Origin of the sequence: Streptomyces sp. NPDC051172 (assembly GCF_040682555.1) — a bacterium.
Taxonomy (GTDB): domain Bacteria; phylum Actinomycetota; class Actinomycetes; order Streptomycetales; family Streptomycetaceae; genus Streptomyces.
The window spans coordinates 1-13047 of record NZ_JBFBBE010000188.1 but is presented as its reverse complement, the minus strand read 5'-3'; the positions used below and the strand labels follow the sequence as shown (position 1 = coordinate 13047).

Below are 13047 nucleotides of genomic sequence, written 5' to 3'. Positions count from 1 at the left end.
GTCCTGCGCGGCGAGAACAACTGGACCCTCAACATCGGCCTGTACAACTGGTCCGGCAAACGTCTCGAGTCCGGGGTCGACCTGACCAGTCTGGTCGGCAGGGATCCGGGCGGCGGCGCGTTCGTTCACCGGCTGCGGGTCACCAGGTGACCGGCAGCCTGCTCAGGGCGTGCACCATCATGCCGCTGGTCATGCTGAGGTTGCCGACCTCGTCGGCCAGGCCCAGCCGGGGGAAGCGGCGGATCAGCGAGGAGATGGCTATCTGCAGTTCCGCCCGGGCGAGGGCGGCGCCCAGGCAGAAGTGCGCGCCGTGCCCGAACGCCAGATGGGCTGAGGCCGACGGCCGCGCCGGGTCGAAGGAGCCGGCTGTCTCCCCGAAGCGGTCCGTGTCCTGGTTCGCGGAGCAGACCGAGGCGATCACACCGCTGCCCTTGGGGATGGTCGTACCGGCGATGTCGACGTCCTCCAGCGTGATGCGGAAGGGGCCGCCGTCCCCGATGGGGTTGATCCGCAGCAGTTCCTCCACCACGTGGTCGATCGTCTCGGGACGCTCCCGCACGGCGGCCAGGTGCTCGGGGTGCCTCAGCAGGGTCAGCACACAGGTGCCGATCATGCTGACCGTGGTCTCGTGACCGGCGACCAGCAGCGTGATGCCCATGGTGATCAGCTCGTGCTCACTGAGCCGGCCGCCGTCCTCGTCGTGGACGGAGACAAGGGCACCCATGAGGTCGTCGGTGGGTTCCTCGCGCTTGCGCTGCACCAGCTCGCCGAGGTACTGCACCATCGCCATCCGCTGCTCCAGCACCTCCTCGGCGGTGTGCGAGGTGAGCGAGACGAAGGCGTCGGACCAGGCGCGGAAGCGGTCCCGGTCCTCGAAGGGCACGCCGAGCAGCTCGCAGATGACCATCACCGGCAGCGGGAACGCGAAGACGGGGTTGAGGTCGACCGGCGGGGACAGCTTCTCCATCTCGTCCAGCAGTCCGTCGGTGAGCTCCTGGATACGGGGGCGCAGGTTCTGCACCCGGCGGGCGGTGAACTCACGCGAGACGAGCTTGCGCAGCCGGGTGTGCTCGGGCGGGTCCATCGTGAACAGGCTGCCGGCCATGGGCGGGGCCGCGGTGAGCCGCGGGGCTCCCTCGGCCAGCATCGCCGCCCGGCTGAACCGGGGGTCCGCGAGGACGGTACGGACGTCGTCGTAACGGCTGACCACGTACCCCGTGTCACCGCTGGGCAGCCCGACCCGGGCCACGGGGCACTTGCCGCGCAACTCCTCGTAGACGGGCGGCGTCTGCACGGCCGAGGGGCGGTGGAAGGGGTACTGGAGTCCGGTCTCCGTCCCGGTCTCGGGCTCCGTCTCGGTCTCGGCGCTGCGCGCTGAGGCGGTGTCCATCGTGTGGCCTCCGGTGCTTCGGAAGGGGCAGGCGTTCGGGACTGTCCAGCGAGGTTCGCAGCACCGGCTTGCGCGCCGATAAAGGCCGCCGGAACCGTCTCTTCCGCCCGTCCGCGCGCCGGGTCCACGCACGGCGACGGGCCCGCAGCCCCGGGGGAAGGAGGCTACGGGCCCGCGTAGGTGCGCCTGTTCAGCGCAGGCGGCCGTCAGGCGTGCGCAGGCCGTACCCCAGCGCGCGGGCGAGCGCGATGGCGGTCAGCCAGGACATCCCGAAGGTGAAGGGGGCCGCGATGTCGTCCGGGCTGTTCCCCAGGAACGAGAAGACCACCATGATCGCGAAGGGGATCAGCGGTCGGTGCAGCAGGTTGTACAACGGTACGGCCCTCGGGGGCAGTTGGCCCGGTCCGTGGGCCTGCCCGAGGCCGGCCAGCCGGGCCAGCTCGGGCAGGGCCGCGCCGAGGACGGCTGCCGGGATCACCCAGCCCTGGTGCTTCGCCGCCTCGAAGACGTCCCAGATCAGCAGCAGCGTCCCGAGCACTCCCCAGAGGAGGCGCACCGGTGTGGAAGCGGAACTCTTCGTGGCGCCGGTGGGGTCGGTCGTCACCATGCATCTCTCCTCGGTGTGGAGGCGGTCGGACAGCAGGAAAGGGGCGGACAGCGGAAGCGCTCCAACGGTGAAGGGTCCCGCGGCGCGCTGAAGTACCACTGAAGTCGCAGGTGGCGCCTGGGAATCGAGGTCACGCGCGGCCGGTCATTCCCCGCTGCCGAAGGGTTCCCATTCCGGTACGTCGACAATCTCCAGCACGGCACAGGTGCAGCTGAACCCGGAGCCACCGCCGACGAACAGCACATGGTCCCCACGGCTGAGCTCGCGCTGCTCCACCAGGTGGTTGAAGCCTGCGATCTGGTCGCCGGCGCCCAGATGGCCGACCTTGCGGGCGAAGTCCCAGGTGGACCGCTCCACGGGGAGACCGAGCAGCACCGGCACCTGCCACTCCAGCCGGCTGCGCCCGCTGGCCAGGGTCACCACCCGGGCCACGTCCTGCCGGCCGATACCGGCGTCGGCCAGCGCGGTGTCGACGACGGTGTTCATCACGGCGCCCACCCGCTCCGTGGCCTCCCGGACGCTGCCGTGGGCGCGAACGAAATGCCCCACACGGCCCAGCAGGTCCAGGGGTTCACCGGAGGGCAGAGGCCGCAGCCCGGCACCCCGTACGACCGCTTCGAGGGAGTTGTCCGACCCACTGGCGGTGGACAGCAGCCGCGCGAAACCGCCGGCGGCGGACAGCAGCAGCGCGGTGCCGCCGTCGCCGTAGACGAATCCGGGCTCGCTGCTCCACCTCCGTACCAGCGGTGCGCCGAACCGGTCCGCGGTGGTGACCATCGCGGCCCCGGTGCCCGGCTGGGCGGCGACCTGGCGGGCCGCGATCTCCAGTGCGCCGAGACCGCCGTTGCACTCCTGCTCGAAGCCGAACGCGGTCACGTCCCGGCCGAGGGCATGACCGGCGACGTACGAGGCCGCGGGCCACATCTCGACGCCCTGGAACCAGATGCCGCTGTGGATCAGCAGGCCCACCCGGGACGCGTCGAGGCCGGACCGCTTGAGTGCGGTCGTCGCGGCGTGGACCGCCATGTCCGGAGGGGCCGTCGACTCCTCGGCGACGGAGACGGACAGGATCTCGTCCGCCGCGTACTGATCCGCGTCGTACGCACCGGACTCCACGGCCGACCGGGCGGATTCGGGCTCACCGAGCCACACCCCCGTCCCTGCCACGTACACGCCTTCCCACCGCATGGTGTCTCCTCTCTCACCTTCATGTACTGGTCGGCGGCCGGCCGGGTCAGGCCGGTCCGACGGAGCTCTCGCGCAGGGCGGACACGATGCGCCACAGCGTGGCCGGTGTGGCGAAGGTGTCGGCCACCAACTCGGAGTCAGGGATGGCGATTCCATATGTCTGCTCGACCCTGACCAGGGTCTCCACCATCGCGAGCGAGTCCAGTCCTGCCGCCTTCAGGCTGCTGTCGGGCCGGAGCGGGCCCTTGGCGGCGAGCCGGGGCAGGAGGTCGAGCAGCAGTTCCTCGTACGCCTGGTCCCAGGGCGGGGCAGGGGTGTCGGTCAGGGCTGCGGCGGTCGTGTCGGTCATGGCGGCGGTGTCCTCCGTACGGGGTGCGGTGAGGGGCTCGGCTTCGTGGCGGCGCAGGGACAGGCGTGTGGCGGAGACGGTCTCGTGGCCGTCGAGGAGGATCTCGGCGGGTGCCGGATGGCCGAGGAAACCGAGCAGGCTCGCCGACAGTCCGTAGGCACCGACGTTGGGAAAGGCCAGCAGGTCTCCCGGGCGCACTCCCGGCAGTTCGGCGGCCCGGGCCAGGACGTCGGCCGGGGTGCACAGCGGGCCGGCGAGAGTGACGGTGGCCGGGGCGGAGTCGTCCGCCGGGGTCGCGCGATCGTGGTTGGCGGGGTCGAGCGGCCGGGCGGACAGCGGGAGCAGCCGCCCCAGGCCCGACAGGCCGCCCAGGTGGTTGATGCCGGAGTCGAGCACCGCGTACGCGCTGCCGCGGCTGTTCTTCACATCGGTGACAGTGGCTATCAACTGCCCGCTGTCGCCGACCAGATAGCGCCCGGACTCGAAGGCGACCACCGGCTCTCCGTCCCGCCAGCCCGGCAGGTGCTCGTCGAGCACGGCCGTCAGCGCCGCCCGCAGGGCCCCGTAGACCGGGCGCTCGCCGGGGGTCGCGTACGGCGCGGCGAAGCCTCCGCCCAGGTCGAGGAGGTGCAGCGGAATGCCGAGTTCCGTGCGTAGCCGGGCGGCGGTGCGCACGCTCTGCGCCAGCTCGGCGCAGAGGCCCTCCTCGTCCCGGGCATTGGTCAGCGGGAAGAAGTGCAGCCCGACGATCCGGATGCCCGGCGTCAGCAGCCGGGCCCGCTGCTCGGCCAGGTCGTCGAGGTCGAAGCCGAACTGCGAGGGACCGCCGGTCATCCGCAGCCCCGCCTGTCCGGGCGCCCCGGCCGCGTTGATCCGCAGCACGCAGTCCGCGGTGACGCCCTGCGCGTGCGCGGCGGCACCGATGCGCTCCAGATCGCCGAAGGACTCGGCGGAGAAGGTGCGCATCCCCGCCGCGATCGCCTCGTCGAGCTCGGCGCTCACCTTGCCGGGGCCGGAGTACATCAGCTCGGCGGCCGCGTGGCCCGCCTCCAGGGCCGCGGCCAGTTCACCGCGCGAGGTCACCTCGGCGCGGGCCCCGCCCCGGCGCAGCTCGGCGACGAGGCCCGGGTGCGGGTTGGCCTTGAGGGAGTAGTAGACGCGGCTCGGCTGCGGCAGAGCCGCCCGCAGGTCCTCCAGCGCGGCCCGCACCCTGGCCAGGTCGTACAGGTAGAGCGGGCTTCCGTACCGTTCGACGAGCCGGCGGACGGTCAGGTCGGCGGCGGGGTCGGCGGTCCGCCCGGAGACATCCCTGTCAGTGGTCATCGGTGTCCTCCACGAGCCGGCGGCGCAGCTCCTTGCGGTCGGTCTTGCCGTTGGGGGTGAGCGGGAGAGCGGGCAGCACATGGCAGACGTCCGGCACCTTGGCGGCCTCCAGGCGGTCGCCGAGCCGGGCCAGCACCTGCTCGCCGGTCAGGTCCGGCGTCTCGCCGACGACGAACAGGACCATGTCGCGGTCGTCCTCCGGGACCAGCAGCGCCGCCTCCCGCACGGCGTCGATGTCCAGCACGGCGGCCTCGATCTCGACGGCACTCATGCGCGAGCCGCGCCTCTTGAACAGGTCGTCGCGGCGCCCCTGGAAGTAGACGTGACCGTCCTCGTCGAGCCGGCCGTAGTCGCCGGTGTGCAGGGTGACCGGGCCGCCGTCCGCGGCGCGCCTGAAGCGCAGCGCGGTCTGTTCCGGGGCGCGCCAGTAACCGGCCATCACATGCGGGCCGCGGACCACGATCTCGCCGGTCTCCCCCGCCGCCAGCGGTCGTCCGTCGTCGTCGACGACGAGCACCTCGGTGCCGGGCAGCGCGGGCCCGACCGAACCGGGGCGGGCCAGGTCGCCGTCGGGTTCGAGGATGGTGATCCGCTTGCACTCGGTGGTGCCGTACATGGGCACCACCGCCGCGCCGGGGAAGGTCTGCCGCAGCGAGGCGATGAGCGGGGCGTTGAGCGCGGCACCGGTGTTGGTGAACATGCGGATGCGGGTGGGCCGGGTGTCACGGGACGCGAGGCGGACCAGGAGTTCACCGAGCGAGGGGACGAGCGGTACGACGCTTGCACCGTGGTCGCGGGCGAAGCCCAGCAGCCGGGCGTGGTCGGCGGGTCCGGACAGCAGGAGTTCGGCGCCGGCCAGCGCGCAGAGCAGGACCTGGTAGAGGCCGTAGTCGAAGGAGAGCGGGACGGCGGTGAGCACGACGTCGGCCGGGCGGTAGCCGAGCCGGGCCGCGATGGCGCGGGCGGCGAACACGACGGGGCCGTGCGGACAGGCCACCGCCTTGGGCGCCGAGGTGCTGCCCGAGGTGTAGATGAGCAGGGCGAGGCGGTCGGCGGGGACGTCGAGCTCGGTGCGGGCGGCGGGCTCGGCCGGTCCGGACAGATCCAGTTCCGTGGCGACGGCGACCGGCACCTCGGACGGCCAGCGCAGCCCGTCGGCGCCGGTCCTTTCCGCGCTCTCCACGACGATCAGCGAGGGCTCGGAGTCGGCGAGCACGGCCTTGAGGTGGAACGCCTTCATGCCGGGGTTGATCGGCACCAGGACGGCCCCGCGCCGCCAGGTCCCGTACAGCAGGGCGGTGAACCCACGCGCGCTGCCGACCCGGGCCAGCACCCGGTCGCCGGGCCGGATGCCGTGGCTGTCCAGGATCCGGGCGAAGGAGTCGGCTGCGGCGTCGAGTTGGGCGTACGTCCACGCGCCGTCGCGGTCGCGCACGGCCGGCGCGTCGGGGCGCCGGTCCGCGGCGGCCGTGAGGAAGACCTCCGCCGCGTTGGCCACCCGGGGGGCGGTCTCGGTGCCGGCGGCGTTGTCGATCAGGGCGGCGGGGGCGGATCCGAGTACGGTCGCGGTCATGGCTGCACCTCCGGTGTCTGCGGGTCCTGCGGTTCTGCGGCCGGCGACGCCCGGCCCGGTGTGCTGGGGACCCCCGGTACGGCGGGGCCGGAACCTCGGGCCGGCGCCCGGAGCGGGCCGTCGGCGCGGGGCACGGACGCCGCGCCGCGGCCGTCGGCGCGGTGCTCGGCGTACGGCGCCATCGGCCGCGAGGGGCGGCTCCGGAACCGGGCGGAGAGCGGTTCGGGGATCCGGACCCCCGTCCGCACCGCGTGGACGCAATCCCGGCGCATGGTTCTCCCATCGTTGGCTGACTCACCCGTGGAGGGCCGAACGTCACGTCGCCGTCGCACCACCGGTCGGGCTCGGGCCCTGCGGGAATCGTCGGGCGCGGTGCTTTGGCCCGGCTAAAAGGGACCCCGCGAGGACCTGCGCGACGGCGGGTGTGAACCGGCGGAGCAGTTGGCCGGAATCGTGTGCTCCGGTCAGCTCCGGGGGTCCAGGTCCAGCAACTGCTGTTCCAGGGCCCGTTCGGCCGGGGTGAGGGGGATGTCCGGTCGGACGCGTTCCAGGGGATGCGGGGGTGACGGGCGGGGCGGCTCGGCGGGGAGGTACAGCCACAGCTGGCCGTATGCGACCAGGCAGCGGTATGCCTCGCCCACGACGCGGGCGGTGTAGCGCACCACGAGACGGATCATCTGGGGACTTCCTCTCGACCCGTGCGGGAAGGGTCCCCGATGCTTGCGCGCGGAGCTAAACCGGCACTTGGGCCGGGCCCGGGATGGCGTGAAAAGTTCACCCTCGACAGATGACGGCAGCACTGTCTCCGAATCGCCGGCTCTCGCAGAATTTTCGCCACAAGGACAGTCGTTCGAAACACACCAAGCCGTCAGAAATACCTACGGGAAAGGTTCTCCCATGGTCAACGCAGTTCCGGCCGGCGTCCACCGTCTCAACGAGGGTTCCGCTCCGGCCGCCCGGCCCCTGGTGATCGAGGATCTGGACTCCCTGGGCCAGACCGACGCCGTACTGTTCTGCATCTGCATCGTCGCCGTCCCGACGGCCGAGGCCGGCGGACAGTTCGCGGCATGACCACAGTCGGGGGACACGAAGCCGGGACAGTGCTCCCGGACGACAGCACACTGGTGGGTTTCAAGCGCCATCTGAGCCCGGTCGTGGTTCCCGGTGAAGCGACCTATCTGGTCTCACGCCGTGGAGTGACCGCGCTGCGCGGCCCGCACGCGGAGGTGCTCGCGCCGCTGCTCGACGGGACGCGGAACATGCGCTCGGTGCTGGAGGAGGCCTCCTCGGCGCTGACTCCGGAGGAAGCCGGCAGTTCCCTCGACGCGCTCGTCCGGTCGGGACTGCTCGGCTTCCGCCCGGCGGGACCCGACGCCGGGGATCCCGCCGGGCAGACCGACCCGATGGCCGAGGCCTACTGGGACCTCGTGGGCCTGGACGGCTGCCGGGCCACGGCCGAGCTGGCGGGCGCCGCCCTGTCCCTGGAGGCGCTGCCGGCAGTCGAGTTGGCGCCGGTCCGGGCGGCATGCAGGGAGTCGGGGGTCGCCGTGGCGGCCCCCGACTCCTCCCGGGCCCTCTCCCTGGTCCTGTGCGACGACTATCTGTCGCCGGAGCTGGCGGAGGTGGACGCCCGGCACCGGGCGAGCGGAACGCCGTGGCTGCTCGCCAAGGTCTGCGGCATCGACCCGTGGATCGGGCCGGTCTTCCGGCCCGGCCACGGCCCGTGCTGGACCTGTCTCGCCGACCGGCTGCGCGGACACCGCCGCTCCGAGTGGCCCGTGCAGCGCGCCCTCGGGCTGGCCGGTCCGCCGGCGCGGCCGGCCGCCTCGGTGGCGGCCGGCCGCGCCCTCGGCGTGCACATGGCGGTGCTGGAGGCGGCCAAGTGGCTGGCCGGCATGCGGTATCCGTCGCAGGACCTGGTACACACCCTGGACACCATGCTGCTGCGGGCCGAGTGCCATCCGGTGCGCCGGCGGCCCCAGTGCCCGGTGTGCGGCGATCCCGAGGCGGTCGCGAAGCAGGTACGCGCGCCCTTCGTACCGGTGTCGCGGCCGAAGGCCGGGCACCACGGCAACAGCCACCGGTCGGCGCGGCCCCAGGAGATGCTCGACCGGTACGGCCATCTCGTCGGCCCGGTGACCGGAATCGTCAAGGAGATCCGCCGTGCCCCGCGCACGCCCGACTTCGTCGACACCTTCCTGTCCGGACACAACCTCGCCTTCAACCCGCACAGCCTGGCCGGGCTGCGCGCGGGCCTGCGGGCCCTGAGCGGCGGCAAGGGCCTGGACGCTACGGAGGCCCGGGTCAGTGCGCTGGGCGAGGCGGTGGAACGGTACAGCGGTACGCGGCACGGCGACGAGCCCGTCGTACGGGACACCTATCGCGCACTCGGCGCGGACGCCGTACACCCGAACGCCTGCCAGCTGTACGACGAACGGCAGTTGCGGGACCGGGAATTGTGGAACGCCCGGGGCTCGCACTTCCAGCATGTGCCGCGGCCGTTCGACGAGGTCCGGCCCACCAGCTGGACGCCGGTGTGGTCGCTGACCGCCGGACGGCACCGTCTGCTGCCCACCTCGATGCTCTACTTCTCGGACGGCGCCGGGTCCGAGGACGGGCTGCATGCCGACTCCAACGGCAACGCGGCGGGCAGCAGCCCGGAGGACGCCCTGGTGCAGGGTTTCCTGGAGCTGGTGGAGCGGGACGCGGTGGCCCTGTGGTGGTACAACCGCACACGCCAGCCCGCCGTGGACCTCGACGCCTTCGCCGCACCCGAGATCGACCGGATCCGCGAGGGGTGTCTGCGGCTGCACCGCGAGCTGTGGGTGCTCGACCTCACCTCGGACTTCGGGATTCCGGTGCTGGCCGCGCTGTCCCGGCGGACCGACCGGCCGACCGAGGACGTGATCTTCGGTTTCGGTGCCCACTTCGATCCGCGCATCGCCCTGCGCAGGGCGCTGACCGAAATGGGTCAGATGCTCCCAGCAGTGACCTCTCGGCGGCCCGATGCCACGGGATACGGCATCGACGATCCCGACGCGTCCCACTGGTGGCGCACCGCGACCACCGCCAACCAGCAGTACCTCGTGCCGGATTCCGGCACCCCCGCGCGTACGCCCGTGAGTTGGCCGTGCGACCCGCGCACGGATCTGCTGGACGACGTCACCGCCATCGGTGAACTGGTCCGGGCCCGCGGCCTGGAACTGCTCGTCCTCGACCAGACCCGCCCGGACCTGGAACTGCCGGTGGTCAAGGTGATCGTGCCCGGTATGCGGCACTTCTGGGCGCGGCTGGCCCCTGGCCGGCTTGACGAGGTACCAGTGACGCTAGGGCGTCTCAAGCAAAAAACACGGTACGAACACCTCAACCCCGTAGCCATGTTCGTATAAACCTTCGGGTATCAATACAAGTCTTACACGGTCTTCACGTCGGTCCCATACGATCCGAAACGAACTCCACCCTCGCTGCGAAAGAGGAGTCCGTGAAGGCCAGAACACGTCATGAGCTGCGTGAAGGTCTCGTCCGGCCGCCGGCCGCCACCGGAGGCGAGGACACACGAATCAACCAGGTTCTGCCGGGGCCGCGTCTCGCCCGGGTCATCCTCCTGGTGGCACTGCTCAGTTATCTCTTCATCACCGCACTGAACGTCATCAGCACCGGCCTGGCGCCCGCCGCCGACGCCGGCGCGATCGCGGCCCTCGTCGCCGTGTTCGTTCTCCAGATGCGGCACTCCTCACCAGGGGCCGGGCGGCGTCCGGCCCGTGAGCGGTTCCTGACGCTGGGCGCGCAGCTTCTGCTCACCTATCTGCCGCTGTTCGTCTACCACGCCCAGTGGGGTGCGCTCGGCGGCTTCCTCTCCGGCTCCCTGCTGCTCCTGCTGCCCCCGAGGCCCGCGTGGACCCTGTTCGCGGCCGTGGGGCTGAGCATGTTCCTGCCCCCGCTGCTGAACGGCCAGGGCATCGTCGACTCCATCTACCTGTGCCAGTCGACGCTGCTCACCGGGCTCATCGTCTACGCCCTGTCGCACCTGGCCGAGGTCATCCAGGAAGTGCACGACGCACACGGGGAGTTGGCGCGGCTCGCGGTGGTCAGGGAGCGGCTCCGCTTCGCCCGGGACCTGCACGACCTGCTCGGCTTCAGCCTGTCCGCGATCACGCTCAAGAGCGAGCTGGTGCACCGGCTCATACCTCTGCACCCCGAACGGGCGGTACAGGAGGTCGACGACATCCTGGCCATCTCCCGCCAGTCGCTCACGGATGTGCGACAGGTCGCCAGCGGCTTCCGGAACATGTCGCTGCCTCAGGAGGTCACCTCCGCGCAGTCGGTCCTCAACGCGGCCGACGTCGCGGTCGAGGTGGAGGTGTCGGTGGAGGAGCTCGACCGGCGGGTGGAGAACGTGCTCGCGGCGGTCCTGCGGGAGGCGGTCACCAATGTGCTGCGGCACAGCAAGGCCGCCCACTGCGAGATCCGGCTGGCGTCCGAGCCGGAGTCGGTCGTGCTGTCGGTCGTCAACGACGGGGCCGCGGCCGGTGGCAGCGCCCCCTCCGAGCACGGCGGCACCGGTCTTCAGAACCTGGCGATGCGGTTGCAGGAGATCGGCGGCAACCTCACCTCCGGCACCTTGCCGGACGGCTCGTTCCGGGTGAAGGCCGTCGCGCCGGCCCCTCTGCCGACGCCGGCCGGGGCAGACGCACCGTCCGTCGAGGCGCGGAACACGAGATAGGACACACCCCGGCCAGGAAGCGGAAACCGGAAGGACCGCTACCAGATGCCGGGATCGCCGCAACGGGGCTCACCCGTGGGAACTTGAGTTGGTACAGTCGCCGCGTCCGGGGACGTCGAAAGGCGAAACGCGGCACGGGGGACGGGGGTTCGGTGATTCAGGTACTGCTGGCCGAAGACATGAACATGGTGCGCGGTGCTCTGACGGCACTGCTCAACCTCGAGCACGACATCGAGGTGGTCTGCGGGGTCGAGAGCGGCAACGAGATCCTGCCGGCGGCGCTGCGGCACAAGCCCGACGTCGCCATCATCGACATCGACCTGCCCGGCATCGACGGCCTGACGGCGGCCGCCCGGCTGCGTGATCGGGTGCCCGAGTGCCGGATCCTGATCCTGACCAGCATCGGACGCCCTGGGACGCTGCTGCGGGCCATCTCCGCTCAGGTGAACGGCTACATACTCAAGGACGCGCCGCCGAAGGAACTGGCCGCCGCGGTGCGGCAGGTGGCCGCCGGGCAGCGTGTGGTGGACTCGCAGCTCGCCCTCGCCGCCTGGGGAGGCCAGGAGAGCCCGCTCACGGAGCGCGAGACCGAGGTGCTGCGGCTGGCCTCCAAGGGTGCGGAACCCTCGGAGATCGCCGGCGAACTGCACCTGTCCACCGGAACGGTACGGAACTACCTGACGACCATCACCACCAAGCTCAACGCGCGTAATCGTGTGGACGCCGTGCTGATCGCCCAGGAGTCCGGCTGGCTGCTGTGAGCCGGCGGGCGGGCCGAGCGCGGTGAACGCTCAGCCGGACGGCGGCGGTTCGCCGCAGTCCTCCGTCATACCGGCGGCCACCAGATAGCTCAGCACGGCCTGTGTCACCTCGGGCGGCAGCGGCAGGACCGACGAGGCGCCGGACGGAGTGGCCGGCCAGGCCAGCAGCCCGACCACCCAGATCGCTTCCGGCCGGTGCAGATGCACCCGGTGCGCAGATGCCGCGCAGGCCAGGGCGAAACCGGCCTTCTCCAGGGTCAGCGAGACATCGCCGATCAGCCGGATCAGCCGCTGCTCGGACAGGCTCGCCGGGGTGAACCGGGCGTCCCTCGTGGTGGGGACGACGGACAGCAGGGGGCCCCGCAGGTCCTCCCAGCTGAGGGTACGTACGATCAGATGGGAGAGCGGGTCCAGCGCCGGCAGCAACACCATGCAGGTGCCCTCCGGGGGCGGCGACGAGCGGGGCACGGCATTGGCGAGCAGGACGGGGCCGAGCTCCATGCGCCTGAGGGCCTCACGCACCAGCGGATCGGGGCGGTTGATCCGCTCCGTCCCGAACGCGCTGCGCAGCACCAGTTCACCGTCTCCGCCGTCGTCCTCGATGACCACGTCCTCGTGCAGCGACCAGAGATGAAGCGCGCGGCTGCCGACGACCCGCGACATGACGACCCCTTTCGTCGGTGCCGATTCTGGCGGCCGGCACCGTGGGCCTGACAGCCACGCCGTCACCCGTCTCATGTGAAGTTCTCACATGCACCTCGGACTTTGGCGGGTCGCAAGGACGGCTTCCTACGGTGCGAGCCGGACATCCGACGAGGAGAGGGACAGCTGGTGACCGTTGACACAGCAGGGACCCGGTCCAGTACGGTCCGCCGGCTGGACCGGGTGGTCATCCGGTTCGCGGGGGACTCGGGTGACGGGATGCAGCTCACGGGCGACCGTTTCACCTCGGAGACGGCGTCCTTCGGGAACGACCTGTCGACGCTGCCGAACTTCCCGGCCGAGATCCGGGCGCCTGCCGGCACGCTGCCGGGTGTGTCGTCGTTCCAGCTGCACTTCGCCGACCACGACATCCTCACGCCGGGCGACGCGCCCAATGTGCTGGTCGCGATGAACCCCGCCGCACTCAAGGC

11 protein-coding genes and 2 pseudogenes are annotated in these 13047 nt (G+C 71.6%); 6 read left to right on the top strand and 7 right to left on the bottom strand.

Annotation, left to right across the window (positions count from 1 at the left end):
• A pseudogene (locus AB0N07_RS47505) lies at positions 1-96 on the top strand (carbohydrate ABC transporter permease); the annotation flags it as partial.
• A 43-nt stretch (positions 97-139) separates the two neighbouring features.
• On the opposite strand, the gene AB0N07_RS47500 reads toward AB0N07_RS47505, so the two are convergent.
• The 6 genes from AB0N07_RS47500 to AB0N07_RS47475 form a co-directional block, all read right to left on the bottom strand.
• The gene (locus AB0N07_RS47500) at positions 140-1390 is read right to left on the bottom strand and encodes a cytochrome P450 (RefSeq protein WP_365846674.1); all 1251 of its coding nucleotides are present in this window, start codon (positions 1388-1390) and stop codon (positions 140-142) included.
• A gap of 190 nt (positions 1391-1580) precedes the next feature.
• Positions 1581-1997, bottom strand: coding sequence for a hypothetical protein (locus AB0N07_RS47495; RefSeq protein WP_365846672.1), 417 nt, complete (start codon positions 1995-1997; stop codon positions 1581-1583).
• A 144-nt stretch (positions 1998-2141) separates the two neighbouring features.
• Positions 2142-3185 carry a ketoacyl-ACP synthase III family protein gene (locus tag AB0N07_RS47490; RefSeq protein WP_365846670.1) on the bottom strand — a complete coding sequence of 348 codons (1044 nt, stop codon included), beginning with the start codon at positions 3183-3185 and terminating at the stop codon, positions 2142-2144.
• Between the two features lie 46 nt (positions 3186-3231).
• Complete coding sequence (locus tag AB0N07_RS47485) at positions 3232-4857, bottom strand: phosphopantetheine-binding protein (RefSeq protein ID WP_365846669.1); 1626 nt, start codon at positions 4855-4857, stop codon at positions 3232-3234.
• A complete protein-coding gene (locus AB0N07_RS47480) occupies positions 4847-6430 on the bottom strand; it encodes an AMP-binding protein (RefSeq protein ID WP_365846667.1) in 1584 nt (527 codons plus the stop codon). Before AB0N07_RS47480 ends, AB0N07_RS47485 begins: the two co-directional genes overlap by 11 nt.
• A 464-nt stretch (positions 6431-6894) precedes the next feature.
• Positions 6895-7107, bottom strand: a complete 213-nt coding sequence (locus tag AB0N07_RS47475; protein WP_365846665.1) for a DUF6059 family protein — start codon at positions 7105-7107, stop codon at positions 6895-6897.
• Positions 7108-7327: 220 nt separating this feature from the next.
• Here AB0N07_RS47475 and AB0N07_RS47470 point away from each other — a divergent pair, with 220 nt between their 5' ends.
• The 4 genes from AB0N07_RS47470 to AB0N07_RS47455 all read left to right on the top strand — a co-directional run bounded on the left by AB0N07_RS47470 (position 7328) and on the right by AB0N07_RS47455 (position 11914).
• Positions 7328-7501, top strand: coding sequence for a hypothetical protein (locus tag AB0N07_RS47470; protein WP_365846663.1), 174 nt, complete (start codon positions 7328-7330; stop codon positions 7499-7501).
• A complete protein-coding gene (locus tag AB0N07_RS47465; RefSeq protein WP_365846661.1) occupies positions 7498-9819 on the top strand; it encodes a TOMM precursor leader peptide-binding protein in 2322 nt (773 codons plus the stop codon). Before AB0N07_RS47470 ends, AB0N07_RS47465 begins: the two co-directional genes overlap by 4 nt.
• A gap of 92 nt (positions 9820-9911) precedes the next feature.
• Positions 9912-11153 (top strand): histidine kinase, encoded by a 1242-nt coding sequence (locus tag AB0N07_RS47460; RefSeq protein ID WP_365846659.1) that lies wholly within the window; start codon positions 9912-9914, stop codon positions 11151-11153.
• Positions 11154-11305: 152 nt separating this feature from the next.
• Positions 11306-11914, top strand: a complete 609-nt coding sequence (locus AB0N07_RS47455) for a response regulator transcription factor (RefSeq protein ID WP_365846657.1) — start codon at positions 11306-11308, stop codon at positions 11912-11914.
• Positions 11915-11944: 30 nt separating this feature from the next.
• Here the strand turns inward: AB0N07_RS47455 and AB0N07_RS47450 are convergent, their stop codons facing one another.
• Entirely contained in the window at positions 11945-12577 is a 633-nt protein-coding gene (locus AB0N07_RS47450) for an NADH oxidase (RefSeq protein ID WP_365846655.1), read from the bottom strand.
• A 168-nt stretch (positions 12578-12745) separates the two neighbouring features.
• Here AB0N07_RS47450 and AB0N07_RS47445 point away from each other — a divergent pair.
• Positions 12746-13047, top strand: a pseudogene (locus tag AB0N07_RS47445) (2-oxoglutarate ferredoxin oxidoreductase subunit alpha); the annotation flags it as partial.

Excerpts from the sequence above, each read along its gene's own strand:
- AB0N07_RS47500 (WP_365846674.1), bottom strand. The coding sequence starts at position 1,390 with ATGGACACCGCCTCAGCGCGCAGCGCCGAGACCGAGACGGAGCCCGAG.
- AB0N07_RS47495 (WP_365846672.1), bottom strand. The coding sequence starts at position 1,997 with ATGGTGACGACCGACCCCACCGGCGCCACGAAGAGTTCCGCTTCCACA.
- AB0N07_RS47490 (WP_365846670.1), bottom strand. The coding sequence starts at position 3,185 with ATGCGGTGGGAAGGCGTGTACGTGGCAGGGACGGGGGTGTGGCTCGGT.
- AB0N07_RS47485 (WP_365846669.1), bottom strand. The coding sequence starts at position 4,857 with ATGACCACTGACAGGGATGTCTCCGGGCGGACCGCCGACCCCGCCGCC.
- AB0N07_RS47480 (WP_365846667.1), bottom strand. The coding sequence starts at position 6,430 with ATGACCGCGACCGTACTCGGATCCGCCCCCGCCGCCCTGATCGACAAC.
- AB0N07_RS47475 (WP_365846665.1), bottom strand. The coding sequence starts at position 7,107 with ATGATCCGTCTCGTGGTGCGCTACACCGCCCGCGTCGTGGGCGAGGCA.
- AB0N07_RS47470 (WP_365846663.1), top strand. The coding sequence starts at position 7,328 with ATGGTCAACGCAGTTCCGGCCGGCGTCCACCGTCTCAACGAGGGTTCC.
- AB0N07_RS47465 (WP_365846661.1), top strand. The coding sequence starts at position 7,498 with ATGACCACAGTCGGGGGACACGAAGCCGGGACAGTGCTCCCGGACGAC.
- AB0N07_RS47450 (WP_365846655.1), bottom strand. The coding sequence starts at position 12,577 with ATGTCGCGGGTCGTCGGCAGCCGCGCGCTTCATCTCTGGTCGCTGCAC.